A 25,772-nucleotide genomic window follows, 5' to 3' on the forward strand; every position below is an offset into this window, starting at 1 on the left:
GCCCGGCGCGCATACCTCATGCTGGGAGCCCGTGATTTCGGCCTCCTCCTCCCTGGATGGCCGCGAGCGGGCCGAGCTGTATACGGCGCTGCTGGTAATGGCCGCCATCGATCCCTGGGGGCATCATCTGATGAAGGAGCTCGTGATGGGAGTCGGGGCGGATTCCAACGGAATACCCGACAGCACGTTCATCGAGCGCGCTCGCGCGTAGGGGCTGCGTGGACCGGCCCACGACACCGGCGAAGGCGCCCGCTCAGATGCCGTGGCCGAGCTCCACGCCGAGGACTCCGCTGAACCCGAGGTAATCGTCTCGCACCACCGTGTCGAAGCCGGGGACGGCCGTGAAGCTCGCGCCCACGTAGGGCCTGAACCACGGCGCGTCGTCCGGCTGGTACCCGAAGCGCAGCCCCGCATCGACGACCACGCCGAGGAACGAGTCCTTGCCCGCGAAGAGCTCGTCCTCCCACGCGCTCACGCGGCGTCCGTCGGGCGTCTTGCGATCGTCCCCTTGCAAGTAGAAGCCGAACCCGCCGTAGCCGACCGTGATCGGGATCTGGACCGCCAGCGCTTCCGCGAAGGGCAGCCGGAACGAGAGCCCGACGTGCGCGCCCAGCATGGATCCGTCGGACTTGAGCTCGAGCGTGCGTTGCCCCTTGTAGGTCTGTCCTCCGGGCAGAGCGACCTCGAAGGTGGCCGGATTCATGGGTCCAGGTCGCCCGAGCCCACCCAGGCCGAGGCGCACCAGGCCGTTGGCGAAGGTCACGCCGGCGGCGAACGCCGGCCCGTGCGACACGTGTCCTCCCAGGCCCATCACGCGCCATTCGAGGTCGACGAAGCCGCCTACCGGGACGTCCGGCGCGGGCCGGCGCGCGCTGCGCGCATCCGCGGCCCCGGGCCGCCCGGCATCGAAGGCAACCGCGCCGGCGCGCTCGACGGCACCCGATCCGGCGTCCGGAGCCTGCGCGTCGGCCCGCGCGGCCCCCAGCAGGAGCGCGAGGAACGCGCTCGACGCGAGCGTCATGAGGGGAAGGCCGTGGCCACGGCGGTCAGTGAGCGACACGCGAGCCTCCTTGTCCGAAAGCGAAGCGCGCTCCGAAGGAGCCCTCGAGCATGAACTTGCCGTTGTCGCCGTTGAATCCAAAGCTGCCTCCCGCGCTGGCGTCGAGGGTGAGGAGAACGCGCTCGGACACGGCGTAGCCGGCGCCCGCCGTCAGGACCTGCGCCAGGTCGGCCAGCTCCGTCGTCGGATCGAGCTCCAGCTCGAAGCCGACGGTGGCCCCGGCGCGGAGCAGCCACGCCTCGCCGAGCGCGACGTGAGCCATCATCGATAGCTCGTCGATGTGCCGGAGCGCCGACGCGGGCGCGTCGCCGCCTCCCCCGCCGTCCCCTCCGACATCCCGGAGCGCCAGGAACCCCGTCTTGAGGCGCAGATCGAGCTCGAGCGGGCCGTGCGCCACGAGCGGCATCAGGAAGACCGCAGCGCCCGACGCGCCGCTCGCGCCTGTCACCGTTTGCCCCCCCATGTACGCTCGCTCGAGGGCCCAGAAGGAGGCAGCGGCGCCGAGCTGCGCCCCACCCGCGAGGCGCACGCGGCCGTCGAGCTCCAGGCCGCCGCCCGTGTCCCTCCCCACGAGCCGTGATCCGAGGACGAGGCGAGCCTCTGCAGACCCCGGACCGGTGGAGTCGGCGCTGCGGGGCGCGACCTCCTGCGGCGGGGATGCCCCCGCGGACTCGGCCGCGTGGAGGCCCAAGGGTGGCAGCAGCGCGCTCAAGAACGCGAGGAGGCGGAGCAGACGGCCCCGCCTCGGTCCATCGAACGTGTGGCGTACGAGCATGCACGCAGGATGGTCAGCGCCCGCTTATGCCGGTATCGATAGAATACGGCTTACAGTTATTTCAATTCAGAATAAATTGAGCCATGGATCGATTCCTCGCGCTGCGCGTGTTCTGCAAGGTGGCGGACAGCGGCAGCTTCTCGCGGGCGGCGCGCGAGCTCTCCATGACGCAATCGGCCGCGAGCCGCGGGATCGCCGATCTGGAGTCGCGGCTGGGGCTGCGGCTGTTCGAGCGCACCACCCGGCGCGTCGCGCTCACCCTGGAGGGGCGCGCGTACTACGAGCAGATCGAGGAGCACGTGCGCGCGCTGGAGGACGCGGAGCTCCGCGCCGCCTCCGGCTTCGGGGACCTCGCGGGCCGCGTGAAGCTCTCGGCGCCTGGGGCGCTCGGCCGTCGCCTCCTCTTGCCGGAGCTCGTGCGGATCATGCACGAGTCGCCGGGGCTCGTCGTGGACGCCGCGCTCACCGATCAGCGGGTCGACCTCGTGGCAGGCGCGTTCGATTTCGCGCTTCGCGTCGGTGTCCGCAGCGAGCCGTCGTTCATCGAGCGAACGCTGGGGACCTCGCCCCAGTGGCTCGTCGGGAGCGCCGGCCTGTTCGCCGGCAAGCCGGCGCCGACATCCATGTCGGAGCTCGCCGCGGTGCGGGTCGTGGCGAGCGGCGGGGTGCGCGATCTCGAGAAGCTGGGGCTCGCCGTCAGGCTCACGACCGACGACATCGAGACGAACCTCAGGGCCGTGGACGCAGGGCTCGGCGTGAGCGTGCTCCCGCGCTGGCTGGTCGCGCGTCGGGTCCAGGAGGGGCGCTTGATCCGCCTCTTGCCCAGGCTCCCGCTGCCGAGCCCGCCCCTGGTCGTCGTCTACCCCCGGCGGCTCCGGCGCGTGGCGCGCCAGGTGCTGGAGCGGATAGAGCGGCACCTCCAGAAGGAGCTCACCTTCGACGGATGAGCGCCTGTCGGGGAGGGGCGGCGCTCAGAGCGGCTGGTGCCCGAGGCGCACCTGCATCGACGGGTGGCGGGCGGCGAGGGCACCCGCCGCTCGTGGAGCTGAAGGTGGACCTGCCGCCCGCGCGACGCCCGCTCGTCCTGCTCTGCCCGCGCAGCGCCCGCGCCATTCCACGGGTGCGCGCGGTGCTCGATCCGCTCGCGGAGAGCCTGCGCGCGTGGCGCCCGCCGAAGGCGAGGGGCGCTCGGCGCTGACGGCGTCGCGCGCCCGCGGGCTGGGCTATCTTCGATGGCGATGACCGCCGCCGCACACGCCCTGCCCAGAGGCCCCGCTCTGCGGATCGTCTGCGTGAACGACGTGTACTTGCTCGACAACCTCCCGCGCCTCGCGACCCTGGTGCGGCGCCACGCCGCCGCGCCCGTGGATCGCTTCATCACCGTGATGGCCGGCGATTTCCTCGCGCCGAGCCTGCTGTCGAGCCTCGATCACGGCCGGGGCATGGTCGACTGCATGAACGCGCTGCCGATCACCCACACCATCTTCGGCAACCACGAGGCCGACGTCGAGCTGCCGGAGCTCAGGGCGCGGGTGCAGGAGTTCCGGGGCACGTGGCTCAACACCAACATGCCCTCGTTCGCCCCGGCGCTGCCGACGCACGAGATCCTCGACATCTCGAGCCCCGGCGGGCGGACCGTCCGGCTCGGCCTGCTCGGCCTGCTCGTGCACGTGAAGGGCCTTTACCGGCGGGATGCGTTCGGGGGGATCGACATCGAGCCGGCGAACGAGGCGGCCGTGCGCTGGACCCGTCGGCTCCTCCGCGACGAGGGGTGCTCCTGCGTGATCCCGATCACGCACCAGAGCCGCGACCAGGACCTCGCGCTCGCGCGGGCGCAGCGCGATCCGCGCTTTCCCGTGATCCTCGGCGGGCACGAGCACGAGGTGATGCTCGACGACGTGGACGGCTGCTGGGTCGTGAAGGCCGGCACCGACGCGGAGAACGCTGCGATCATCGACCTCGTGTGGCCGGCCAAGGCGCCGCCTGCAGGGGCGCCCGACCTGCCCGCGGTCACCGTCCGGATCGAGGAGGTCGGCGCCTACCCCGAGGATCCGGCGATGCGCGCGCGCGTCGACCGCCACATGCAGATCGTTCGCGATCTCGACGCGGCCACCCTCCTCCGGCTCCCGCCGGGGAGCGAGCTCTCGTCCGTCGGGACGCGGGTGCAGCAGACCTCGCTCGGAGCGCTGCTCTGCTCGCGGATCCGGGACGCCCACCGGGCGGAGGGGTGCCTCTTCAACGGCGGGGGCATCCGCGGCGGTCGCGTGTACCGGGAGCGCTTCACCTACGGGGATCTCAAGGCCGAGGTGCCCTTCAGCAACGAGGTGGTGGTGACCCTCCTGCCTGGCCGCGTCGTCCGCGAGGCCGTCGCCGCGGCGCGGTCGCGCGCCCCCGCCCAGCACGCCGGTTACCTCCAGATCGACGACCGGATGGCGACGGACGCCCGCGGCGTCCTGAGCGCGATCGACGGCCTCCCGCTGGTCGATGATCGCGCGTACCGGATCGCCCTCCCGCGCGGGCTCCTCGGAGGCATGGATGACATCGCGCCGCTGGTCCGCTTCGCCAAGGAGCACCCGGAGAAGGTGCCGCCGGCGGACAGCGGGCGCGATCCGAAGCTCGTCCTCGTCGAGTCGTTCGCCGCGGACCTCGTCCGCCAGCTCGGGGCCTTCGAGGCGATCGACGCCGACGGGGACGGCCGCGTCTCGGCCGAGGAGCTGAGGGCCGCCGTCTCGAGGACGACCTCCGAGACGCCGTCCGAGGTGGTCGTCGGCGAGATGATGAAGGCGCTCGACCGCGACGGCGACAAGCGCGTGACGCGCGGCGAGGTGGACGCGCTATCGTCTTCGCCGCCCTCCGGCGCGAGGGGGCGCGATCGATCCGATCCGTGAGGGGTCTCCGCGGGCTTCCCGCCAAAAGCGGCGCTCGGGGTCGTCCAGATGGGGTCAGTCGATCCCGGTCTTCCCCGCGATCCAGTAGGCCTTGGCGCGCACCTCCCGCACCCCGGCCGCCCGGAGCACCTCCCGGGCCCGCTGGACCCACGCGCCCCCGCCGCAGGCCACCGCCGTGGCGACGCCCGCCGCGCGCTCGCGGAGCAATGCGGCGGCCTCCTCGTCGGAGCCCGCAAGGTCCACGGAGACGTCGAGCGATCGCGCCGCCGCCTCCGCCGCGGGGACGTTCGCCACCCGAAGCACGGCGTGGGCGCCGAGGCGGCGCGCCGAGGCCGCCACGCCGAGCGAGGTCTCGTCGCCGGTCAGGAGGCCCACGCCTCCCAGACGGAGGGAGCGTTGCGGGCCGACGAACCGCACGACGTCGCCGGGGCGGACGGCCTCCGTCCACCGCGCGCCCGGCGCGCTCCCGTGCGCGTGGAGGAGCAGCGTGGTCCGACCCTCCGCCCAGTCGATCGGGGTGTACGTCCGCACGTCGTTCGAGGGGAGGAGCACCTGGATCTTGTCGCCGGGCTGCCAGCTGCTCGTGCGCAGCCCCTCGCCCTCGAGCACCACATGCCGGTAGAGCGGGTGGGGCGCGTCCACGGCCCGCACCTTCGCCTCGGTCAGCACCAGCCCGCCGAGGAGCCCAAGCAAGCGACCTTTTCCGGATGCCATGCGGGTCAGCGTAGTCAGGGCGACCGCGCTGCTGCGTGAAAAAGCGTGAAGGCCGGAGGACCGGAGGGCGAAAGCCCTGCACAGTCCTCTGGGCCCGCGCGCTCCAGCGCGGTCACGCAGCGGCGGGCGCGTCGTGACGCGCGGCGAGGTCGACGCGCTGTCTTCCCCGCTGCCCGCGGGCGCGGGGGGGCGAGATCGAGCCGATCCGTGATCGAGCTGCAAGAAGGCACGCCGAGCTCCCGGCTCGCGCTCGCGAACGGCTACCCCGAACCCTGGATCAAGCACTATTTCGCGAGAGCTTGCTCGGTCATGAGCCGGTGATGGCCTATTGCCGGGGGCACATCGTACCGACCGAGTGGAGCTCGCTCGGACCGGCGGCGCTCGAGGGCCGGAGCCCCCTGTCAGATCTGACAGCTGGGCGAGCGCTGGCGTCTCCACTAACCTCTGTCGGATGACCTCATCCTCCCGTGGCATGAACCCCGCTCGACGACGCTCTTACCTGGCTTTCGTTCCCGTGCTCACCCTCGGCCTGGTGGTGGCCTGCGGCGGCGACGACGACGGGTCGGGCGACTCGAGCTCGGGTCCGGGCGGCTCGGGCCCGAGCCCCTCGGCGCTCGAAGAGCGCCTCGCCGCCTGTCCCGACATCTCCCTGACGAGCGATCCCAGCGCGAGCGCCTGCCTGGTCGGAACCTACGAGGGGACCACACCTTCGGGCGAGGCCTGCAGCCTCGAGCTCGGCGAGGTTGGCGCCTACGAGTTCACGAGCCCCTCCCTCACCGTCTCGCACACCGCTCCCGACAAGACGATCTTCGTCTTCGATCACACGTCGATCAGCGGCTTCGAGCAACTCGCGTGGAAGGTGTCCGATCCGATCACGCTCGAGACCTGGTACGAGCTGGACTTCACGGCTCGCTTCGGCGCCGGAGCGGACGAGGCAACCTCGAAGATCCAGATCGAGGTCACGGAGTACGGCGAGGACACGACGACGAGCGTCGTCTGCGTGGTCGACCTGTGACGGCTCGCTCCGGCGGCAAGGACCGGCGAACGGGCTCCTTACCTCGGCGCTGAGCGGACGCCTCAGGCGAACGTGCCCGCGTGATCGCGCGGGGTGCCGTCCACGGGACCCGGATCGAACGCGAACGGCGGGTACTGGTCGACCAGCGACGCATGATGGGCGAGGAGCCGCGCCTGCCACCGGAGCACGCCGCACTGGAAATCGTAGATGGCCGTCGGGACGCGCTCGGTGAAGAGGACCGCGACCGCCGAGACGAGCCACGCCAGACAGGCGACGCAGAAGAGCAGCGCGAGGACGATGGCCGAGGGGAGGCTCGTCAAGAGGCGCAGGAGCGCGTCCTTCGCTGTCGGCGCGCCGGTCGGATCGATGTCGAGGCGCGCGGTCTCGGCCGGGCGATCGAGCGGCAGCCTGTCGGTGAGCAGGAAGAGATAAGCGAACGCGGCCTGTAGCCACACGAGCGCGCGCGTCAGCCTCGGGCCGTTCTCGGCCAGGAACCGGGCCGATCCCTTCTGCGCCACCAGCGCGGCCGCCACGGCCGGCAGGGCCAGATAGACAAGCATCATGACGAACCCCACCGTGACGCCGGCAATCGAGAGCGCCGCGAGCAGGAGGACACGCGCGAGGAGCTGGACGCGATCGAGCTTCCAGGGGCGCGTGACGGTGAAGGTGACAGGATACGAGGTCATCTCGAGATCTCCCAGGTTCATGGCGCTTCACGCGCGCGCCGGGTAACTCCCCGCGATCTTGTTGGTGAACCGGTGGAGCCGGTGGACGAAGCCCGCGTTCGGGAGGAACATCAGCGGGCACTCGCCCGCGACCACGCGGATGCCGAGCTCCTGACAGGCTTGCACGGCAGGCGCGCTCACTGCACCCTGACCGACCCCCCGGTGCAGCCACACGCGCTGGATGCCGGCAGCGGCGCACGCCCGCACGATCTGCTCGGTGACCTGGGGCGGGGTCATCACGATCGCCCCCTCGACCGGGGGATCGATCTCGCCGACCTCGGCGTACGCTACGCGGCCTTCGATCACGCCGCCCCCCGGGTTCACCGGAACGACGTCGTAACCCCGATCGATGAGCTCCCGCATCACCATCCGACTGAAGTCCTTGTCGTCATGCGATGCGCCGACCAGGGCCATCCGCCGGTGTGAGAGGAATTCATTGACGTCTTCCAATCTGTTCCGCATTGGGGCCTCCCGCGCTCCGCTTGTGCGCTCGTTACGACACCGACGACTGACAACTGACGACTGCACGGCTCGTGCCGGCCGACGCAGGCGTGGCGCAGGCCGGAGAGCCTGTTCTCTGCGGCGCAACACGTGCGCCTGCGGTGCAGGTCGTGCTGGGCCGCGCCGCGCGCCTCTGCCTCGACGGCCCGGACCGGCCCGGACCGCGCGGAGCGCTGCGACGGTCCCCCTCCGGCGTCCGTGGCTCGCGCGCGTGTCGAGGAGCGCGACCCTCCGTCAGCCGAAGGTCCACGAGTGCAGCAGGAACGGCTCGACGTCCGTGGGGACGACCAAGTTACGGCGGCCTGCTGCGATCCCCGTGGTGTAAGATGGGGAACCCCATGGCATCCATGTTCGCGAGCGCTGGGCGGTCCACGGCGGCGCGGGTCGCGCCGTCGCGGGTGGCGACCCTGGACGTCATCTGCGCCGGTGAGGCTCTCTGGGACCTCGCGCCTCCGGGCGGGGCCTCGCTGCGGTTCCGGCCAAGCGGCGGGGCGGTGAACGCCGCGGTCGCGCTCGCGCGGAGCGGGCTCCGCGTCGGGCTCGCGGCGGCGCTCGGCGACAACGCCCCGGGCCGGGCGCTCCTGGCGCGGGTCGCGGCGGTCGGCGTCGACGTCGCGGGTGTGGCGCTGATCCCGGCCCGCCAGGGGCTCATCGTGCTGGAGGACACCGGCGGGGCGCGGCACATGGTCGCCCACCGCGCAGAGGACGATCTGCCCCTCTCGGTGCCCGAGGGGTGGGCGGCGCCGGTGCTGCTGCTCTCGGGGATCTCTCCGGCGCTCGCGCCCATCGCCGCGCTCTGCCGCGCCGCGCGGGCCGCGCGCCGCACGGGCACCGTCGTCGTCGTCGACCTCAACGCGCGATGGCGCCTCTGGGCCGGGCGCGATCCGCGCGTGCTCCACGCCCTGCTGCGCGAGGCCGACGTGGTGCGGTGCAGCGCGGCGGACCTCGCCGGGCTGGGGCTCGACGACGCCCAGGTGCGCGCCGCCATGCGGCCGAGCGCGACCCTGGTGCTCACCCAGGGCGCAGGCGCAGCCCGCGCCGCCGGCCCCTTCGGCGAGATCGCGCTCGCCCCGCCCGTCGTGGCCCAGGCCCGCGCGGCGGGCGCGGGCGACGCGTTCACTGCCGCGATCTGCGCCGAGATCGCCCGCGCCGGCGACCACGGGCCGGAGCGCCCCGATCTCTGGGCCCGCGCGATCCAGCGCGGTCACGCCGCGGCGAGCGCGAAGGTCGGCCGGCGCTGAGGCAGGGCTCCCCCGGCGGAGAGCGCGGTCACGGGCCCTTCGGCCCGCGCACCAGCGCCCCCGTCGCGGGCCCGCCGTTCCACGCGAGGCTGAAGTAGACGTTCGTCCCGTCGACGGCGATGCCCCACGGGTAGCTCAGGTTGCGCGCGTGCGTCGCGAGATCGCTCCCGTCGAGCCGCGCGCTCTGCACCTGGCCGTCGGCCTCCCGCGCGGTCGTCCAGAAGACGCGCGCGTCGTCGAACGCGAGCTGCGCGGGGATCTGCGGCAGATCCTGGACGACCCTGCGCAGCGGGCCCCCGGGCGAGAACGTGGCGATGCCGCGCCCCTCGATGAGCCAGAGGGCGCCGCCGCGCGCCTCGAGCCCGCGCGGGGCGACCAGCGCCTCGTGCAGCCGCTCCGGCGCGCTCGGCGGCGCCGCGTCGCGCGCCACCCGGAAGATCGCGCCGCCGGCCGCGTCGGCGCGCTGCGCGGTCACGTACACGTGGCCGGCGTCGAGCGCCACCCCGCTCGCGGCGCCCGGGATGGCCGCGAGCATCACCTTCGCCGCGCCTGGCTCGGCGCCGAGCGGCAGCATGAACAGCCCGCCGTCCTCGAACGCTGGCGGCGTCCCCGCCTCGGCCCAGTAGAGCGCGCCCTGGTCGACCGCGAGCGCCGTGATGCCGCGGGCGTCGGGCGCGAGCTCGGTCACCTCGCCGCCGGCCTTCGGGACGGCCGCGAGGCCGCGCGCGTGCGCGAAGTACACCGTGGCCTCGCCGAGCGCGAGCGGGCCCGGGAGCTCCTGCTCTGCCGCCAGCACCGCCGGCGTCCCGCCGCCCGGATCGAGCCGCATGACGCTGCCGTCGGGCGCGTCGCCCGAGCCCTGGTTCGTCCAGTAGAGCCCGGTCGCGTCCATCCTGAGGAACGTGGGCAACCGGAGCTCGCCGGCGAGCACGGCGGCGTCGCAGGTGCCGTTCCAGCAAGCGTCGGCGCAGGTCACGCCGCAGGCCCCGCAATGGCGCGGATCCTCCGCGACGAGGACCTCGCAGCCGTTGCTGCCGTCGCCGTCGCAGTCGGCCCGCCCGGCGTCGCACGCGAGGGTGCAGGCGCCCGCGGAGCAGAGCGCCGTCGCGCCGTCGCCGCCCGCGCAGCGCGCGCCGCACGCGCCGCAGCTCTCGACGCTCGTCATCAGGGCGGCCTCGCAGCCGTTGTCGCTGACGCCGTCGCAATCGGCGAAGCCTTCCGGGCAGAGGTCCTCGTGCGGCTCCGTGCGCCCGGGCGGGGCGGCGCTCGGCGGTGAAGAGCACGCGGCGAGCAGGAGCGCGCCGAGACCGAACAGTGCGTGACGATGGTTCGAAGGCATCGGCGTCTCCTCAGAGGTTCGGGTGGACGACAGGCAGGAACGCCACGCACATCTCGTCGAGCGTCGACTCGCCGAGGACGATGTCCTGCGGCGCGGGCAGGCGCTCCTCGATGAGCTGCGCCGCGAGCGCCGGGTTCTCCGTGGAGTTGTCGTACGTGCAGCGGAGCTCGATCGTGTCGCCCGACCGCAGCGTGGGCAGCTCGTCGATCGGCGCGTCGTAGCTGTAGAGCCGCTGCCAGTTGTAGTCCCACGCGGGCGTCTGGACGAGGCACTCGCGGTCGGCCTCATCGCCCCGCGGATCGGCGCGGATCTGGTCGACCTTGAGGTCGACGCCGGCCCGGTGCATGTGGACGCCGGCGCCGTAGATCGAGATCTCGGGGATCGGGAAGTCGATGGTGTACCGCATCCGCTCCACGTGTCCCCGGGCGCCGGCCGGGATCCGGAACTCGACGCTCCCGCGGTCGCCCGGCCCGGGCAGGAGCCCGGTGCCGTCCCGGAACGGCGCCTCGGCGTTGCCGAGCATCAGGTGCGAGAGCGCGCGGCTCGGCTTCTCGTCCATGAGGCGGAGCGCGACCCGGGTCGCGTCGGGCGAGGGCTTCTCGCCGGGCTTCGGGTGGTAGTGCACCTGCATCACGAGCAGCGCGTTCGCTGGCACCGAGATGCCGATGTCCGGCGGCAGCTCGAACGCCTGCGTGCCCGGCGCCCAGGCGCCGAGCAGCGACGGCTCGGAGAGGCGCGCGTCGCCGAAGCACTCGTAGCTGCCGCTCTCGCCGCCGAGCGCCTCGCTCTCGCGGTTCACGTCGATGAAGAGCAGCGCGTGGTGCACGACGGCGCGGTTGCCCGGCAGCACGTCGTAGCCCTGGACCCACGCCTGCTCCGTGAGCCGCGGATCGAGGACGAAGCAGCGGAAGCTGTCGGAGCCCTCCGCAGCGGCGAAGGGGGCTTTGGGCGAGAGCTCGAGGTCCGTTCGCGACAGGCCCGTCGCGACGGGGGTGGTGGGGGCCGGGGCGTCCGCGGGATCCCCCTCGGGCGCGCCGGCGTCGCTCCAGGCGCGGAGCAGGGCGATCTCGTCGAGGGAGAGGTGCAGGTCCCCCCGGAACGGGCGAGGGGGCGCGCACTCGTCGGTCGGCAGGGCGCCCCACGGCGGCATCCGCCGCGCCTCGGTCTCGTCGGCGATGACCGGCGCGAGCGCCTTCGCGCTCTCGTACGAGGCCAGGCTCACCGGCGCGGTGCCGCCCTGCGCGTGGCAGCCGAGGCAGCTCTTCTGGAGCAGCGGCTCGATGTCCCTGTGGAATGTCGGGGTGCTCGCGCCCGGCGACGCCTCGGGGGAACAGCCGAGGAGGAGCGCCGCGGCGGAGGGCAAAACGAAGTGGATGAGAAGACGCATGCGGGGCGCCCAAGCAGCGCGCGTGCCGGAGAGGATTGGCCGCAATCGGCGGGCGGCGCGCGAGGGCGCGTGTCCGCGTCCGGACAGGTGTCCGCGGCGGAGGCGGACAGGTGTCGTGCGCCCGCGGTCCGGCGCCGATTTCTTGCGGGGGACGAGCCAGGGATCTCGTACTTCAGAGCTGGTGAAGCCTCGGTTGCGGTGAGCTCCTTGCCGGTCATGCCCATCCTCGGCGATATTTCGGTGCATGGGACGAGCTCCCCGGCTCCGGGTCGTGATCAGCTCCAGCCCCGAGGACGCCGTGCTCACCTCGCAGCTCCTCGCGCACCTCCGCGCCTTAGAGCGCTCTCGCAGTGTCGACATCTGGACCGACGGCGACATCCCCCCGGGCGCTGATGCGCGGGCGGCCATGGAGGAAGCCCTCGCCGCCGCCGATGTGGCTTTGCTTCTTGTCAGCGCCTCCTATCTCGCCTCCGGTCTCATGCACGACACCGAGGTTCCCCGCATCTTCGATCGCTGCCGGAAGGGCGGGCTCCGGGTCATTCCTGTCCTCGTGCGGAGCTGCTCGTGGGAGCTCCACCCCTGGATCGGAACGCTGAAGCCCGCATGGATGACGCCGCTCGCCGCGGTTGATGGAGACGAACGCGATCGGGCCATGGCCGAGGTCGTCCGGGTGATCGAGAGGATCGCCGGGAGCGAGAAGACTCCGCCCAGACGCACGACAGAGGCGCCACCGCGGCCGCGCTACGCGGACCCCGTCAGTCAGGAAATCTCCCAACGAATCGAGGAGGCTCGCGCCAGGCGGGCCGAGCTCCTCGCGATCGGCGCCCCTACGACGAAAATTGACAGTGAAATCCTGAACCTGCGTCGCCAGTTGCGCGAGGGCGGGCAGCTCCGGGCCGGCGATTCGCTCGGTGATGGGCGCTATCTTCTCATCGATCATGTTGGCCGAGGCGGTTTCGCAGTCGTCTGGGAGGCATTTGACCGCGAGCGGAAGGAGCGAGTTGCGGTCAAGGTCTTGCACAGCAATCTCGCTGACGACCTCATCCGGCGCGAACGCTTCTTTCGAGGGGCACGGGTCATGGCCGACATCGGGCATCCTGCGGTCGTGCGAATCCTGGAGCCTTTCGGTTCCGACGGCGGTTATTATTACTTCGTCATGGAGCTCGTCACCGGACGCGACCTGCGTCGCGCGGTGCTTGACCGCGAGCTGTGCAAGGATGATATCATTCCAATGATCCTACGTGTCGGTGACGCGCTCTCTGCGGCTCACCAGATAGGGATGATCCACCGCGACGTGAAACCGGCAAACATCCTCCTCGACGCCGAAGGCGCTCCGCGACTCACCGATTTCGATCTGGTCGGTGCAGCCGACACCACCGGGGGGACACGCACCGGCGCATTGGGGACATTCCTGTTCGCCGCGCCCGAGATGCTGGATAGACCCCAGGAAGCAGGTGCCCGCGCCGACGTGTATGGCCTGGGGATGACCGCCATCTTCTGCCTTCATGGCGCCGAGCTTCCGCGGATAGTGTTCGGACCGGGGCAGGCGGCGATGTTCATCGACCGCCTGCCGTCCGACGAGGCTGTCAAAGGCGTGCTCGAGCAGGCGGTGGCATGGGACGAGGAACACCGCTTCGAGGACATGGCCGAGTTCTGTCTGGCGCTGCGCCTAGCAAGCGCCACATCAAGGCGAACCGAGCTGACAGGAACCGAAGGAACCTCGGAAAAATTGCCACTCCAATCGTTTACCGTGGAGGTCGATCTCTCCACCCTGAAGAAAGATTGGGTCGCGCGGATTTCTACGCATACCAATTCCACGGTCGGAGCGTTTCTCGATGCGCTGTGGCTCGATTACCTTCGCGGGGAGGTGCCGGCTTATACCTACCGCGATTGGTGGGTTCTCGACGACGTGGCTCTCGGGGTGTCCTTGTCCTCGAACGGAACGGCGGATCTGCGGCTGCTGGCCAGCGCGGGGATCACTCCTGGTGTCCGGCTGAGGCTGAAGCTCACCCGCAAGGGCGCCGAGGAGCGGGAGCGCCTGCGCCGGATGAGGTGAACCAGCTCTTTGGAAACTCAATCTGGCGCCTCTCCGAGCTGGAGGCCCTGATGGATCGACGCGCTCTTTTTCGCCAAGTAGATTTCGATCGCATCGCTCGCAGGGGAAACTCGTGATATCTTCGCGCCAGAGCCGCCGGGGGGTCGACGCTCGCTACAGGGAAGCCGAAGAGAGCCGCGGCGATCGTCCACGCCGAAGTTCAGACCCTGGCACGAAGTGAACCTGGCTTGCGCCCTCCGCAGCTCTGCGAGCCAGCGGTCGATCTGTCCGAATTCATGCGGTTTCGAGGAGCGCCAACATGATCACCCTCTATCAGGCCCCCGCCGCGTGGGGCGTCCCGAACATCAGCCCCTTCTGCCTCAAGCTCGAGACCTGGCTGCGCATGGTCGGTCTCCCCTACGAGGTGCGCTCCGCCGATCCGCGGCGTGCACCAAAGGGCAAGATCCCCTATGTCGACATCGACGGCTGTACCATGGGCGACTCGCAGCTCATCATCGAGCACCTGGAGCGCGTCCACGGCGACAAGCTCGACGCCCACCTCACCGCGGAGGCGCGCGCTCGAGGCCATGTGATCCGGCGCATGCTCGAAGAGGCGTTCTACTGGATGGTGGTGTTCGTCCGCTGGAGCGAGCCCGAGGGGTGGGCTGCATATCGTCCCATCTTCCTTCCGCTCATGCCGCCGGTCATCGGCGGCGTGGTTGTCGAGCTCTTGCGCAAAAGGATGACCGGCATGCTCCGCGCGCAGGGAACAGGGCGCCACCGCCGCGAGGAGATCTATGCCCAGGGCAAGGCTGACCTCGACGCCATCGCCACCCTGCTCGGCGACCAGCCCTTCATGCTCGGGACCGAGCCGAACTCGGTGGACGCGACCGTGTACGCCCTCCTCGCCAGCGTGCTCCGCTTCCCCGTCGACTCCCCGCTGAAGCGCCACGCCGAGGCCCAGCCCAACCTCGTCACCTACTGTGAGCGCATGCGGCAGCGCTACTATGCCGACTGGAAGCCTCCCACCTGACCTCGGAGGAATCCCCCCTCATTTGCAGCCCTTTTCAGCGGAGACAATTCACAGGGAGGCGAGGAGACGGGGAGGGAAATTTTCAAGATACTCCCCGTCTCCCCGCCTCCCTGTGAAATTCCCCCCCGCGTCTGCGACGGTATCGTATCAGGTGCCTTTGCGCGCGAGCCGATGGACCGCGGCCACGAGCTCACCCGGCTGGACCGGCTTGGCGAGGTGGAGCTGGAACCCGGCGTCGCGGGCCTGAACGATGTCCTCGGGCCGGGCGAACGCGGTGAGCGCCAGCGCCGGCACGCAGCCACCGAGGTCCGGGGCGCGGGACCGGAGCTCGCGAAGGAGGGCGTAGCCATCCTGCTTCGGCATGGCGATGTCGCTGACGAGCACGTCGGGCCGAGCGCGACTCATCATCTCCAGCGCGGCCGAGGCCGAGCCGGTCTCGTCCGCCTGGGCGCCTGCCTCGCGCAGCACCATGGTGACGAGCTCCCGCGCGTCCGGCTCGTCGTCGACGACGAGCACGCGCAGCCCGTCGAGCCGGGTGATCGTCCCGACCGAGGGACGCTCGATCCCGGACGGGACCTCGGAGCGCTCTCTCTCCGCCAGGGCCACGGCCCGCACCGGCAAACTCACGCTGAAGGACGCCCCTCTCCCCTCTCCGTCGCTCCGCGCGCGGACGGTGCCGCCATGGAGCTCGACGAGGTATTTGACGATCGCCAGCCCGAGACCGAGTCCGCCGTGCTGCCGCGTTGTGGCCGCCTCTGCCTGACGGAACCGCTCGAACACGTACGGAAGAAAGGTGGCCGAAATGCCTTTTCCGGTATCCGTCACCGTCACCTCGACGCCGCCTGGGCAGAGCGCCGTCTGGAGTCCGACGTGCCCGCCGCCCGGCGTGAACTTCACGGCGTTGACCAGCAGATTCGTGACCACCTGCTGGAGCCGATCGGGATCGCAGACGATGTCCCCGACACCGGGATCGAGCCGGACCTGGAGCCCGATGGCCTTCGCGTCGGCGGCCGGCCGGATGGCGTCGACCGCGGTGCGGACGAGCTCGTTCACGCTCGCGTTCCTGGGGTAGAGGCGGATCTTCCCGGTCACGATGCGTGAGCTCTCGAGGATCTCCTCGATGAGCCTGGCCTGCGCCTCGGCGTTGCGCTCGATGACCTCCATCGCCTTGGGCGCGAGCTCCGGCCGCGAGCGCTGCATGCGCGCCCACCCGAGGATGGCGGTCAGGGGCGTGCGGAGCTCGTGCGAGACGATCGCGAGGAACTCGTCCTTCAGCCGGCTTGTCTCCTCGGCCTGCGCCAGGACCTCGGCCCGCTGCTGCTCGAGGCGCTTCTGATCGTCGACGTCGGTGCAGGTGCCGAACCAGCGGAGGATGCGCCCTGCCTCGTCGCGCGTCGGCAGCGCGCGGCCCAGGAACCAGCGGTATGCGCCGTCGGCGCGCCGGAAGCGGTACTCGATCTGGTAGTCTTCCCCCGTCTCGACGGAGCGCTTCCACCGCTCCCAGGCGCGCTGCTGATCGTCCGGGTGCAGCTGGTCGTTCCAGCCGGCGCCGTGCGTGGCGTCGGGCGTCTCGCCGGTATAGTCGTACCAGCGGCGGTTGTAGAAATCGTGATAACCGTCGGGCCGCGCCGACCAGACGAGCTGCGGCATCATGTCGAGGATGCGGCGAAGGCTCCGCTCGACCTCCGGGATGTCGTGGGCCTCGGAGGTCAGCGCTGGAGCGGCCGGCACCGGAGCGGCGCGCTCCTCGACGAACAGGATCCCGACGAACGCCACGGCGCCTGAAGCGTCGCGGATCGGGAAATAGTGCCCGGTGAACGGCGCGCCGCTGATCGAGCCGAGCGGCACGGCGCGCGAGACGCCGTCGAGCGCCGCGCGAAGCGCCGAGGAGTGCCCGCCCCGCAGCGCGGACGCGATCTCGCTGCGCTCGTCGGCGCTCGGGCCGAACCTCGCTCGATACGCCGGGTTCTCGTGGGTCGCGACCCCAGCCGGGCTCAGCACGAGGACGGGGAGGGGGAGCCCTCCGATGAAGTCGTCGAGCCACAGCTGCTCCTGCTGCTGCTTCATCCGCGACGACACCCTATAGCGCACCGGAGCGATCGGCGCCGTCGGCGCGGCGCGACCTCGAGGCGGACAAGGTGCTTCGCGAGCAGGCGAGCGCGCCGGGGCAAACCGAATGCAACCATCTCTCAATTTCAGAGAGTCCTGGCCTGTCCAGATCCATGCGCTCTCCGAGGGGCATCGACACGGCATCGCGGCTGCGCGCGCAGTCGGCTTCAGCTCGCTCTGCTGCTCCTCTCCGCAACGATCCTCCGCATCTGCTGATCGTACGGATCGAGGACGCTCAAGATGCGCGCCGTCAGCTCGGGGCCCGCAGCTTCGGGCGCCCCGGCGTTGAAGGGCGGGGCGGGGTCGTATTCCAGCATGAGCTGCGTCAGCTTCGCGGCATCATCCCCGCGGAGCAGCGCCAGCAGCGCCAGCCCGAAATCGATGCCTGCTGTCACCCCGCCGCCCGAGATCCGGTTGCGATCGACCACGACGCGCGCCCGGACGCACTCCACGCCGAACGCCTCCAGGATGTGGCGCGTGGACCAGTGCGTCGTGGCCTTGTATCCTTGCATCAAACCGGCTGCGGCAAGGACGAGCGATCCCGTGCACACGGAGGTCACGTACCTGGCGCGGGCGCCCCGATCCTTCAAGAACCGAAGGATCTCGTGATCCACCATGGCGTCGGGCGTGCCCATGCCGCCTGGCACGAACAGGATGTCCAGGTCATCCGGACAGTCGCTGAAGGTCGCCGTCGGCTGGATGGGAACCCCCGAGTCAGACATGACGAGGTCGCGCGTCTTCCAGAGCAGATAGGTCGTCGCGTGAGCGGTCAGCACGCTTTGGGGACCGATCAGATCCAGCGCCGTGAGCCCTGGATAAAGCACCATGCCGACCTGGAGCGGCGGCTGAGGATCTGGCAGCTTGATGTCATAGGCGTCCGTCATCTTTCGTCCCTGAATCCTTTCGTCTCTTCCTCTGCCGATGATCGCCTCGATGGCGGAGCTCCGCCTCGACGCGGCCCCGCGCCTGGCTCTCACGAGCGCGGCGGAACGCGCTTCGTGGACCCGACTGTGAGCCACGCCGGCGGGGGCCGAAAGGACATCGTCCCCTGCTTTCAGGACACGCAGGCGCGGGGCCCCCGGCGCGCCTCGTCGCGCGCGGCCGCGCCCGAAGCATCCGGCGAGCGTCGACGGCGCCCGGCCGAGCGCCCGGCGTCCGCTCACGTTCGACCGAAGCGCCTCCGGTAGTCCTCCGGCGTGACCTGCAGGGTGCGCTGGAACGCGCGCCGCATCCGCTCGTCCGTGCCGAAGCCGCAGTCGCGCGCGAGCTGCTTCATCGACGCTCGACCCCCCTCGAGGCAGGAGCGCGCCTGCTCCAGGCGCGCCGCCTCGACGAACTTCGCGGGGGTCATCCGCATGGCCTGGGTGAACGTCCGCGCGAAGTTGCGCGGGCTCATCCCGGCCCTCTCCGCCAGCACCTCGACGCGCAGATCGGCGTCGAGGTGCCGGAGGATCCAGTCGATCACGCCCTGCAGCGGGCCCGTGGCGACCGTCTGCGCGAGGAGCGGGCGGCTGAACTGGGACTGTCCACCCGGGCGCTTGAGGAACACCACGAGCCCCCGCGCCACCTGGAGCGCCATGTCGTATCCGAGATCCTCTTCCACCATCGAGAGCGCGAGGTCGATGCCCGCCGTCATGCCCGCCGACGTGTAGATCTTCCCGGACCGCACGAAGATGGCGTCGGGGTCGACCTCGACGCCGGGAAACTCGCGCGCGAGCGCTGCCGCGGAACGCCAGTGGGTGGCCGCCCGGCGCCCCGTGAGCAGCCCCGCGGCGGCGAGGAGGAAGGCGCCCGTGCAGACGGAGCCCATGCGCCGCACCTCGGGCGTCGTCGCGCGGAGCCAGGCGAGCAGCCGGTCGTCCCGCGTCGCTTCACGGGTCTCGCCCCCGGCGACCAGCACCGTATCGATGCCGGGCGCCAGATCCGAGAGCGCCTTGTGGGCGACGATCTGCGCCCCCGACACCGTCCGGATCACGCCGCCGTTCACGGCGGCGATCTCGACCGCATAGGCGGGTGGCGCGCCGGGCACCTTCATGCTGGCGATGTCCGACGCCAACGCGAATACGTCGGTGGGCCCCACCACGTCGATGGCGCTCGCGCCGTCGTAGGCCACGGCCACGACCCTGCGCGTCGGTCCATGGCGATGCGCGCGCGGCGTGGCCCAGGGAACGGATTTCGATGCAGGGAGCCGCTTCACGCGACGACGGTAGCTATCTGGCCGATGGCCGTGAAGATAAAGTACCTGCATTTCCTGCCAAAGGGGCCGACATGATACGGATGACGAACGTCACCAAGGTCTACCGGCGCGGCCTGTTCGAGACCCACGCGCTCGCCGGGTTCACGCTGCGCGTCGCGCGCGGCGAGTTCCTCGCCGTGATGGGCCCCTCCGGCTCCGGAAAGACGACGTTCCTCAACGTCGCCGGGTTGCTCGATCCGTTCGACGGGGGCGAGTACCTCCTCGACGGCGAGCCGATGCAGGGGCTCTCGGACGTGCGCGCGAGCGCGATCCGGAACCGGAAGATCGGCTTCGTGTTCCAGAGCTTCCAGCTCATCGCCGACCTCGACGTGCTCGACAACGTCGATGTGCCGCTGCGGGTCCGCGGCATGGGCGCGCGTGCGCGGCGCGAGCGCGCCTTGCGCGCGCTCGAGGACGTCGGCCTGAGCGCGCGGCTCCGCCACCGGCCCAGCGAGCTCTCGGGCGGCCAGCAGCAGCGCGTCGCGATCGCGCGCGCGCTGGTGGGCGAGCCCTCGCTCCTCCTGGCCGACGAGCCCACCGGCAACCTCGACTCCCGCTCGGCGCGGCAGATCCTCGATCTGCTCGAGCGCATCCACGCCGGCGGCACGACGATCGTCATGACCACGCACGACCCCGAGCTGGCGGCTCGGGCGCGCCGCAGGGTCCACGTGCTCGACGGCAAGCTCATCGATCCGTGGGCGCCCTCGGACCCCGGCGCGCGCGCGGAGGCGCCGGCGACGGCGGCGAGCCGCGGATGATGCTCGGCCACGCGCTCTGGCTGGCCCGGAGGAGCCTCGGGCGGCAGCCGGGCCATACCGCGATCGTGCTGCTGGCGTTCACGCTCGGCCTCGCGGTGTGGACGGCGGCGCGCGCGGTCCTCCACGAGAGCACGTCCGACCCGCTGGCGTCCGCGCGCGGGGTCTACCTCGTCTCCGTCCCGCACGAGGGCGGCGCGCCCGTGGCGCCGGGCGCGATCCATCCCCCGAGCCTGCGCGATCGCATCCTCCTCGGGAGCCCCCATCCCTCGCGCAAGACCGACCTCTTCGCCGCCATGGCCGCCGGCAGCGCCGACGGCGGTCCGCTCGTTCCGGTCGTGGTGGCCTTCTGTGCCCACGATCTGTTCGGGATGTTCGGGATTCCGGTCCGGAGCGGGGCGCTCTGGTCGCCGGCGGAGGGCGCCGGGGAGGATCGGCCGGTCGTGCTCACCGAGGCGGCCGAGCGCACGCTGTTCGGCGGGGCGAGCGGCCTCGGGCGCACGCTGCGGCTGTTCGGAGCGTCTTTCCGGGTCGCCGGCGTCGTCGCCATCCCGGCCCCTCCCGGCACGCGCGCCTCGCTTCATCCGATCGTCTTCGCGCCGAGCGCCGTGGGCATCGCGCTCGGCGTCCGGCCGCCGCTGATCCACGAGCGCGAGGACCCGAGCGGCAGCTTCGACGCGCTCGCGGCCTCCGACAACGGCTGGCTGGAGCTCATGGTCGAGCTCCCCGACGAGGCCCGTCGGGGCGCGTTCCAGGCCGAGCTCGACGCCCACGTGGCCCGCGAGCGCGCGCGGGGCAGGCGCGTCCTCGGGGCCGAGCTGGTGCCGCGCGAGCGCATGCACGCGCTCCGCGTGGACGACCCGGGCACGACGCTCTTCGCCCTGCTCGCCGACGTGCTCCTCGGCGCCTGCACCCTCAACACCGCGCGGCTCCTCGAGGGGAAATTCCGCGCGAAGCGCGCCGAGATCGCCATCTACCGCGCGTTCGGGGCGAGCTCCCGCGCCGTCTTCCTCGAGCTCCTGCTCGAGGCGATGCTCGTGGCCGCCGGCAGCGCCGCGCTCGCCCTCGGCGTCGCCGTGGCCGCGCTCGCCCTCGTCAACCGCGTCATCCACCTCCGGCCGATCGACTACCACCTGGACGCGCGGAGCTCGGCCGCGACGGTCGCTGCCGCGCTCGTCCTGGGCCTCCTCGCGGGCGGGTACCCGGCGTGGCGCGCGGCGAGGCAACCCCCGGCCAAAGGGCTCCGGCGCTCGTGATCGGCCCCATCGTCAGGGCGCTCGCCCGCCAGAAGATCCCCGCGCTCCTGATGGTGCTCGAGACCGCCTTCGGCTTCGCCGTCGCCGTCCACGCCTCGGGGCTCGCCCTCCACTACGCCCGCGCGGCCGCCGCGCCGCGCGGCATCGACACGCGGTCGCTGCTCCTCGCCGTGACGGAGCGCGACGGCCCGAGCTTCGCGTCCCGAGGCGAGCGCGAGGCCGCGGTCCGCCGCGACACCGAGGCCCTCGCGCGCGTCGTCGGCGTCCGCGGCGCCGCGGAGGCGAGCTCGGCGCCGTTCAACATCACCCACCGGGAGCTCGTCGAGGCGACCTCCCCGGGCGGTCCGAGTGCGCTTGCGTGGATGCTTGACGACCGCGGCGGGGTAGCGGCCGTCCTCGGCCTGGCCCCGCTCGAAGGGCGCCTGCTCGCCCCCGGGGACGCCGCGGACGCGGCGTCGACGCCCGCCGTGGTCACGCAGGCGCTCGCGGCGCGCCTCTTCCCGGACGGCCGCGCCGTCGGGCAGATCGTGCGCCGGAGCGCCCGGCAGAAGCCGCTCGCCATCGTCGGCGTCGTGCCGCCGTTCCGCGCCGCCCTGGGGCCCGACGCCGACAGCGTGCTCTTCGCGGCCGAGGGGCCGCCGCTCGGCCGCACGCTCTCCTACCTGATCCGGATCGAACCGGACGGCGACGACAGCGACGACGGAGACGACCGCGCCGGCGCCCGGGTGCGCGAGGCGCTCGAGCGCGCCGATCCGCGGCGCGTCGTGCTCGTGCGCGCGCTCGACGAGGGCGCCGAGCTCGACACGCACACGAACCGCGGCGCCGGCGCCCTCGCCCTCACGCTGATCGGGATGATGCTCGTCGTCGTCTTCCTGGGGCGCATCGGGATGGCGTCGCTGCTCGTGGCAGAGCGCCGCCAGGCCCTCGGCATCCGCCGCGCCCTGGGAGCGACCCGCGCCGACGTGGCGCGCCTCATCCTCGTGGAGAACGCGCTGCTCACGACCGCCGGCCTCGCCGTGGGCGCCGCCGCCCTCGCCGGGCTCCGGGCCGCGGCGCGCGCGGTCGCCCCCGAGCTCGACCTGCCGCTGGATCCACGCGCGGCCGCCCTGGTCGCCGTGGCCGTGTGGCTCGCCGGCATGGCGGCGGCGCTCCTGCCCGCGCTCCGCGCGAGCGCCGTCTCCCCCGCCGAGGCGTCGCGATCATGAGGCCGATCCGCGCGCCGCTCCGGGTACGCCACGCCGCGGTGGTGTTCCTGAGCTCCGCCGCCGCCTGCGCCGGGAGCCTGGTCGCTGCGCAGGCGCAGGTGTCCTTGCCCGCGTGCGCCCTCGCGGGGCTCGGGCTCGCGCTGGTCGCCGGCGCGCTCGCCTCCCGCCTCTTGCTCGGGCGCGCGCTCGGCGTGCTCCGCGCGGTGATGGACGGCCTCGCGAGCTTCGCCGAAGGCGACTACACGCAGCGCGTCCGGCACCACCGCCGGGACGAGCTCGGGGACCTCGTCGAGCGCCACAACCGCCTCGGCGACGCCCTGCGGGCGCAGCGCGACGACCTCTACCAGAAGGAGCTCCTGCTCGAGACGGCGCTCGACGCCACGCCCGTCGCGATGGTGCTCCACGACGAGGCGGGCCGGATCGTGTACGGCAACGGCGCCGCGCGCGCCCTCTTCGCCGCGGGCGAGCGCGTCGGCCAGAGGACGCTCTCCGCGCTGCTCGCCGGGGAGCCCGAGGAGCTCCGCGCCGCGATGGTCGCCGGGAGGGACGCGCTCGTCTCCGTCGAGCGCCGGGGCGAGCTCGAGACGCTGTACGTCGCCCGCCGCGCCTTCCGCCTGAACACGCAGGCGCACGTCCTCGTCTCGGTCCGGTCGCTCACGCGCGAGATCTCGCGCCGGGAGGCGGAGCTCCACAGGAACGCGATCCGGTTGATCAGCCACGAGCTCAACAACTCCCTCGCGCCGATCTCCTCGCTCCTCCACTCGGGCCGCCTCCTGCTCGATCGCCCGGAGCAGCGGGAGCGCCTCGGCGTGGTCTTCGACACCATCGAGGAGCGGAGCGCGCACCTCGCCCGCTTCCTCGCCGCATACGCCGAGCTCGCGCGCCTCCCGCCGCCCGCCCCCGAGCGGGTCGCGTGGCGCCCCTTCCTCGAGCGGCTGCGCGGGCTCGCGCCCTTCACGCTCGGCGGCGCGCCGGACGAGCCCGGCTTCTTCGACCCAGCGCAGATCCAGCAGCTCCTCCTGAACCTGCTCAAGAACGCCGTCGAGGCCGGGAGCCCGCCCGACCGGATCGAGGTCTCGGTGCGGCGGCTCTCGACCGGCGAGCTCGCGCTCACGGTGGCCGACCGCGGCCACGGGCTCCCCGACGACGCCCCGGGCAAGGCGCTCCTGCCCTTCTACTCGACGAAGCAGCAGGGCCGCGGGCTCGGCCTCGCGCTCTGCCGCGAGATCGCGACCGCGCACGGCGGCGCGCTCGCGCTGCGGCGCCGCGAGGGGGGCGGGGCCGAGGCGGAGTGCCGCCTGCCGCCGCCGCCGGACGAGCGCGCTACTTGAGCTTCCGCTCGATATGGATCCCGAGCCGGTCCATGCGCCGGTAGAGCCCCTGCCGGCTCAGGCCGAGCGACGCCGCGGCCTTGGCGACGACGCCGCGCGCCTCGACGAGCGCGCGCTCGATCTCGAGGCGCTCGGCGGAGGGCGCGGAAGGCGCGGAGGACGCGGCGTGCGCGGCATGCGCAGCGGGCGCGGCGCCGGTCGCGATGGGCGCATGCGAGACGCGCGCGGCCGCGTCGAGCCCCAGATCGTGCGGCTCGATCGTCTCGCCCTTGCGCACCAGCGCCGCGCGCGTGAGCCGGTTCTCGAGCTCGCGGACGTTGCCCGGCCAGTCGTGCTCGGCGAGCGCGTGGCGCGCGCGCGGGCCGAGCGTCACGCGCTCGCCGCCCGCCGCGCGCGCGGCGAGGCGATCGAGCAGGTGGCTCGCGATCGGCGCGATGTCCTCGGGGCGATCGCGCAGCGCGGGGATCGTCAATTCGATGACGTTGAGCCTGAAGTACAGGTCTTCGCGGAAGGATCCCTCGGCGATGGCCCGCGGGAGATCGCGGTTGGTCGCGCTCAGCACGCGCACGTCGGCCTTGCGGGTGACGCTGCTCCCGAGCCGCTGGTACTCGCCGGTCTGGAGGACGCGCAGCAGCTTCTTCTGGCCGTTCAGCGACAGCGTGCCGATCTCGTCGAGGAACAGGGTGCCGCCGTCGGCCTCCTCGAAGCGGCCGGCGCGGAGGCGGGTCGCGCCGGTGAACGCCCCTGGCTCGGCGCCGAACAGCTCCGCCTCGACGAGCTCGTCGGGGAGGGCCCCGGCGTTCACCTTGACGAACGGCCGGTCCCGCCGCCGCGAGTTGGCCTGGACGATGGAGGCGAGGAGCTCCTTCCCGGTCCCGTTCGGCCCGGTGATGAGGACGGGCACGTCGGCGGGCGCGACCTTGACGGCGAGGCTCACGACCTCGTGCATCGCGTCGCTCGCGTACACGAGCCCGGCCAGATCGTGGCGCTCGGCGAGCCTGTGCCGCGCGCGCCCGCGCTGGGCCAGGAGGCGCGCGTTCTCCTGCTCGAGCGCCCGCAGCCGCGCGAGGTTGCCCACGGTGGCGACGAGCTTCTGGTCGTCCCACGGCTTGGGCACGTAGTCGCTCGCCCCGGCCTTGATCAGCTCGACAGCGCCCGCGATCGACGTGAACGCCGTCATGGCCACGACGGGCAGCTCGGGGTCGACGGCCTTGATCCGGCGGAGCAGCTCCATCCCCTCTTCGCCCGAGGTGGCGCTCTGCCGGAAGTTCATGTCCTGGACCACGGCGCCGAGCTCGTCGCCGAGCACCGCCGCCATCGCCTCGTCGGGCGTGGCGGCGACGCGGACCTCGTGCCCGTGCAGCTCGAACAGCGTCGTCAGCGCGACGCAGACGGCGGGCTGGTCGTCGATGACGAGGATCTTCGGCACCCGGCGAGACTAGCGTGTTCGCCGCCGGCGCTCGTCACATCCCGTAGGGGTACTTGGCCAGATCGACCAGGCCGCTGGCGCGGACGTGCTGCAGGGCTTTCCCGTACTGGAGGAGGATGCCCAGCGCGTAGCGGAGCCGCTCGCGGATGCGCTCGTCGTCGGGGGACTGCGGCGCCTCCGGGTCGTTCAGGAGGCTGCGGACGTTGCGCACGATCACGTGGTCCGGGATGTAGCAGAGGTACGTGTTCTTGTAGCTGCTCATGCGCAGCTCCGCGATCGGGTAGGAGCCGCCCATGCTCGCGGAGACCCCGACGATGAGCGCGGGCTTGTGCGCGAGCTCGCCCCGGGAGCAGAGGAGGAAGAAGTTCTTCAGTCCGGCGGGGACCATTCCGCCCCACTCCGGCGCGATGATCACGAAGGCGTCGGACGCTCTGAGCTCGGCGGAGATGGGGGACCAGACGCGCTCCCATTTCTCGGACGGCTGCCACACCTCCGGGTCCCAGAGCGGAAGCGGGTTGTCGGCGAGATCGAGCGTGTATGTCGAGGAGACGTCCGCCGACGACGCCAGCTGTTGCTGCACGTGGCGGGCGATCTTCCCCGATTCGGAGCCGTTGCGGTGACTGCCTGAGATGACAGCGAGCTTCATAGGGTCTTGCGTGCGGCCGGCGACGGATCGCGCGGCGCTCCTCGGTGATCGGTGGATTGCGGCGCGCAATGCTACCCCGTGCTCGCGCGGCG

At 72.1% G+C, this 25,772-nt stretch carries 24 protein-coding genes; 12 read left to right on the forward strand and 12 right to left on the reverse strand.

What is annotated here, in order from left to right; translation table 11 throughout:
• Positions 1–31: 31 nt before the first annotated feature.
• Complete coding sequence (locus WMF29_RS46470; RefSeq protein WP_437326447.1) at positions 32–211, forward strand: hypothetical protein; 180 nt, start codon at positions 32–34, stop codon at positions 209–211.
• A 42-nt stretch (positions 212–253) separates the two neighbouring features.
• Here WMF29_RS46470 and WMF29_RS46475 read toward each other — a convergent pair whose 3' ends face one another.
• Both WMF29_RS46475 and WMF29_RS46480 read right to left on the reverse strand, forming a co-directional pair.
• Entirely contained in the window at positions 254–1,060 is an 807-nt protein-coding gene (locus WMF29_RS46475) for a hypothetical protein (protein WP_437326448.1), read from the reverse strand.
• Positions 1,047–1,835, reverse strand: a complete 789-nt coding sequence (locus tag WMF29_RS46480; RefSeq protein ID WP_437326449.1) for a hypothetical protein — start codon at positions 1,833–1,835, stop codon at positions 1,047–1,049. Before WMF29_RS46480 ends, WMF29_RS46475 begins: the two co-directional genes overlap by 14 nt.
• An 83-nt stretch (positions 1,836–1,918) precedes the next feature.
• On the opposite strand from WMF29_RS46480, the gene WMF29_RS46485 reads away from it, so the two are divergent.
• From WMF29_RS46485 to WMF29_RS46495, 3 genes are all read left to right on the forward strand, one after another.
• The gene (locus tag WMF29_RS46485) at positions 1,919–2,782 is read left to right on the forward strand and encodes a LysR family transcriptional regulator (RefSeq protein ID WP_437326450.1); all 864 of its coding nucleotides are present in this window, start codon (positions 1,919–1,921) and stop codon (positions 2,780–2,782) included.
• A gap of 92 nt (positions 2,783–2,874) precedes the next feature.
• The gene (locus tag WMF29_RS46490) at positions 2,875–3,033 is read left to right on the forward strand and encodes a hypothetical protein (protein ID WP_437326451.1); all 159 of its coding nucleotides are present in this window, start codon (positions 2,875–2,877) and stop codon (positions 3,031–3,033) included.
• A gap of 40 nt (positions 3,034–3,073) precedes the next feature.
• Positions 3,074–4,723 carry a 5'-nucleotidase C-terminal domain-containing protein gene (locus WMF29_RS46495; protein WP_437326452.1) on the forward strand — a complete coding sequence of 550 codons (1,650 nt, stop codon included), beginning with the start codon at positions 3,074–3,076 and terminating at the stop codon, positions 4,721–4,723.
• A 54-nt stretch (positions 4,724–4,777) separates the two neighbouring features.
• Here WMF29_RS46495 and WMF29_RS46500 read toward each other — a convergent pair whose 3' ends face one another.
• Complete coding sequence (locus WMF29_RS46500; protein WP_437326453.1) at positions 4,778–5,437, reverse strand: siderophore-interacting protein; 660 nt, start codon at positions 5,435–5,437, stop codon at positions 4,778–4,780.
• A gap of 514 nt (positions 5,438–5,951) precedes the next feature.
• On the opposite strand from WMF29_RS46500, the gene WMF29_RS46505 reads away from it, so the two are divergent.
• Complete coding sequence (locus tag WMF29_RS46505; RefSeq protein WP_437326454.1) at positions 5,952–6,452, forward strand: hypothetical protein; 501 nt, start codon at positions 5,952–5,954, stop codon at positions 6,450–6,452.
• Between the two features lie 62 nt (positions 6,453–6,514).
• Here WMF29_RS46505 and WMF29_RS46510 read toward each other — a convergent pair whose 3' ends face one another.
• Positions 6,515–7,138, reverse strand: a complete 624-nt coding sequence (locus WMF29_RS46510; RefSeq protein ID WP_437326455.1) for a DUF4389 domain-containing protein — start codon at positions 7,136–7,138, stop codon at positions 6,515–6,517.
• A gap of 27 nt (positions 7,139–7,165) precedes the next feature.
• Complete coding sequence (locus WMF29_RS46515) at positions 7,166–7,639, reverse strand: CoA-binding protein (protein ID WP_437326456.1); 474 nt, start codon at positions 7,637–7,639, stop codon at positions 7,166–7,168.
• A gap of 377 nt (positions 7,640–8,016) precedes the next feature.
• On the opposite strand from WMF29_RS46515, the gene WMF29_RS46520 reads away from it, so the two are divergent.
• Positions 8,017–8,919 carry a PfkB family carbohydrate kinase gene (locus tag WMF29_RS46520; RefSeq protein ID WP_437326457.1) on the forward strand — a complete coding sequence of 301 codons (903 nt, stop codon included), beginning with the start codon at positions 8,017–8,019 and terminating at the stop codon, positions 8,917–8,919.
• A gap of 28 nt (positions 8,920–8,947) precedes the next feature.
• Here the strand turns inward: WMF29_RS46520 and WMF29_RS46525 are convergent, their stop codons facing one another.
• Positions 8,948–10,258, reverse strand: coding sequence for a hypothetical protein (locus tag WMF29_RS46525; protein ID WP_437326458.1), 1,311 nt, complete (start codon positions 10,256–10,258; stop codon positions 8,948–8,950).
• Positions 10,259–10,268: 10 nt separating this feature from the next.
• On the reverse strand, positions 10,269–11,645 hold the full coding sequence (locus WMF29_RS46530; protein ID WP_437326459.1) for a hypothetical protein: 1,377 nt from the start codon (positions 11,643–11,645) through the stop codon (positions 10,269–10,271).
• Between the two features lie 271 nt (positions 11,646–11,916).
• Here WMF29_RS46530 and WMF29_RS46535 point away from each other — a divergent pair, with 271 nt between their 5' ends.
• Both WMF29_RS46535 and WMF29_RS46540 read left to right on the forward strand, forming a co-directional pair.
• Positions 11,917–13,701, forward strand: a complete 1,785-nt coding sequence (locus WMF29_RS46535) for a serine/threonine-protein kinase (RefSeq protein WP_437326460.1) — start codon at positions 11,917–11,919, stop codon at positions 13,699–13,701.
• Positions 13,702–13,999: 298 nt separating this feature from the next.
• Positions 14,000–14,713 (forward strand): glutathione S-transferase family protein, encoded by a 714-nt coding sequence (locus WMF29_RS46540; RefSeq protein ID WP_437326461.1) that lies wholly within the window; start codon positions 14,000–14,002, stop codon positions 14,711–14,713.
• A gap of 147 nt (positions 14,714–14,860) precedes the next feature.
• On the opposite strand, the gene WMF29_RS46545 is transcribed toward WMF29_RS46540, so the two are convergent.
• The 3 genes from WMF29_RS46545 to WMF29_RS46555 all read right to left on the reverse strand — a co-directional run bounded on the left by WMF29_RS46545 (position 14,861) and on the right by WMF29_RS46555 (position 18,935).
• On the reverse strand, positions 14,861–16,780 hold the full coding sequence (locus tag WMF29_RS46545) for an ATP-binding protein (protein WP_437326462.1): 1,920 nt from the start codon (positions 16,778–16,780) through the stop codon (positions 14,861–14,863).
• A gap of 209 nt (positions 16,781–16,989) precedes the next feature.
• Positions 16,990–17,706, reverse strand: a complete 717-nt coding sequence (locus WMF29_RS46550; protein WP_437326463.1) for a DJ-1/PfpI family protein — start codon at positions 17,704–17,706, stop codon at positions 16,990–16,992.
• 275 nt (positions 17,707–17,981) lie between these two features.
• Positions 17,982–18,935, reverse strand: coding sequence for a GlxA family transcriptional regulator (locus tag WMF29_RS46555; protein WP_437326464.1), 954 nt, complete (start codon positions 18,933–18,935; stop codon positions 17,982–17,984).
• Between the two features lie 155 nt (positions 18,936–19,090).
• On the opposite strand from WMF29_RS46555, the gene WMF29_RS46560 reads away from it, so the two are divergent.
• The 4 genes from WMF29_RS46560 to WMF29_RS46575 are packed head-to-tail and all read left to right on the forward strand — an operon-like array spanning position 19,091 to position 23,605.
• The gene (locus WMF29_RS46560) at positions 19,091–19,816 is read left to right on the forward strand and encodes an ABC transporter ATP-binding protein (RefSeq protein WP_437326465.1); all 726 of its coding nucleotides are present in this window, start codon (positions 19,091–19,093) and stop codon (positions 19,814–19,816) included.
• Entirely contained in the window at positions 19,753–21,069 is a 1,317-nt protein-coding gene (locus WMF29_RS46565) for an FtsX-like permease family protein (protein ID WP_437326466.1), read from the forward strand. Before WMF29_RS46560 ends, WMF29_RS46565 begins: the two co-directional genes overlap by 64 nt.
• Positions 21,066–22,274 (forward strand): FtsX-like permease family protein, encoded by a 1,209-nt coding sequence (locus WMF29_RS46570; protein ID WP_437326467.1) that lies wholly within the window; start codon positions 21,066–21,068, stop codon positions 22,272–22,274. The genes WMF29_RS46565 and WMF29_RS46570 overlap by 4 nt, the downstream gene beginning before the upstream one ends.
• Positions 22,271–23,605 (forward strand): sensor histidine kinase, encoded by a 1,335-nt coding sequence (locus WMF29_RS46575; protein ID WP_437326468.1) that lies wholly within the window; start codon positions 22,271–22,273, stop codon positions 23,603–23,605. Before WMF29_RS46570 ends, WMF29_RS46575 begins: the two co-directional genes overlap by 4 nt.
• On the opposite strand, the gene WMF29_RS46580 is transcribed toward WMF29_RS46575, so the two are convergent.
• Both WMF29_RS46580 and WMF29_RS46585 read right to left on the reverse strand, forming a co-directional pair.
• Positions 23,598–25,034 (reverse strand): sigma-54-dependent transcriptional regulator, encoded by a 1,437-nt coding sequence (locus tag WMF29_RS46580; protein WP_437326469.1) that lies wholly within the window; start codon positions 25,032–25,034, stop codon positions 23,598–23,600. The genes WMF29_RS46575 and WMF29_RS46580 overlap by 8 nt on opposite strands.
• Positions 25,035–25,068: 34 nt before the next feature.
• On the reverse strand, positions 25,069–25,680 hold the full coding sequence (locus WMF29_RS46585; protein ID WP_437326470.1) for an NADPH-dependent FMN reductase: 612 nt from the start codon (positions 25,678–25,680) through the stop codon (positions 25,069–25,071).
• Positions 25,681–25,772 lie beyond the last annotated feature (92 nt).

The organism is Sorangium sp. So ce381 (genome assembly GCF_051473845.1).
Classification (GTDB): domain Bacteria; phylum Myxococcota_A; class Polyangia; order Polyangiales; family Polyangiaceae; genus Sorangium; species Sorangium atrum.

Excerpts from the sequence above, each read along its gene's own strand:
- WMF29_RS46480 (WP_437326449.1), bottom strand. The coding sequence starts at position 1,835 with ATGCTCGTACGCCACACGTTCGATGGACCGAGGCGGGGCCGTCTGCTC.
- WMF29_RS46485 (WP_437326450.1), top strand. The coding sequence starts at position 1,919 with ATGGATCGATTCCTCGCGCTGCGCGTGTTCTGCAAGGTGGCGGACAGC.
- WMF29_RS46495 (WP_437326452.1), top strand. The coding sequence starts at position 3,074 with ATGACCGCCGCCGCACACGCCCTGCCCAGAGGCCCCGCTCTGCGGATC.
- WMF29_RS46500 (WP_437326453.1), bottom strand. The coding sequence starts at position 5,437 with ATGGCATCCGGAAAAGGTCGCTTGCTTGGGCTCCTCGGCGGGCTGGTG.
- WMF29_RS46510 (WP_437326455.1), bottom strand. The coding sequence starts at position 7,138 with ATGACCTCGTATCCTGTCACCTTCACCGTCACGCGCCCCTGGAAGCTC.
- WMF29_RS46515 (WP_437326456.1), bottom strand. The coding sequence starts at position 7,639 with ATGCGGAACAGATTGGAAGACGTCAATGAATTCCTCTCACACCGGCGG.
- WMF29_RS46520 (WP_437326457.1), top strand. The coding sequence starts at position 8,017 with ATGGCATCCATGTTCGCGAGCGCTGGGCGGTCCACGGCGGCGCGGGTC.
- WMF29_RS46525 (WP_437326458.1), bottom strand. The coding sequence starts at position 10,258 with ATGCCTTCGAACCATCGTCACGCACTGTTCGGTCTCGGCGCGCTCCTG.
- WMF29_RS46530 (WP_437326459.1), bottom strand. The coding sequence starts at position 11,645 with ATGCGTCTTCTCATCCACTTCGTTTTGCCCTCCGCCGCGGCGCTCCTC.
- WMF29_RS46540 (WP_437326461.1), top strand. The coding sequence starts at position 14,000 with ATGATCACCCTCTATCAGGCCCCCGCCGCGTGGGGCGTCCCGAACATC.
- WMF29_RS46545 (WP_437326462.1), bottom strand. The coding sequence starts at position 16,780 with ATGAAGCAGCAGCAGGAGCAGCTGTGGCTCGACGACTTCATCGGAGGG.
- WMF29_RS46550 (WP_437326463.1), bottom strand. The coding sequence starts at position 17,706 with ATGACGGACGCCTATGACATCAAGCTGCCAGATCCTCAGCCGCCGCTC.
- WMF29_RS46560 (WP_437326465.1), top strand. The coding sequence starts at position 19,091 with ATGATACGGATGACGAACGTCACCAAGGTCTACCGGCGCGGCCTGTTC.
- WMF29_RS46575 (WP_437326468.1), top strand. The coding sequence starts at position 22,271 with ATGAGGCCGATCCGCGCGCCGCTCCGGGTACGCCACGCCGCGGTGGTG.
- WMF29_RS46585 (WP_437326470.1), bottom strand. The coding sequence starts at position 25,680 with ATGAAGCTCGCTGTCATCTCAGGCAGTCACCGCAACGGCTCCGAATCG.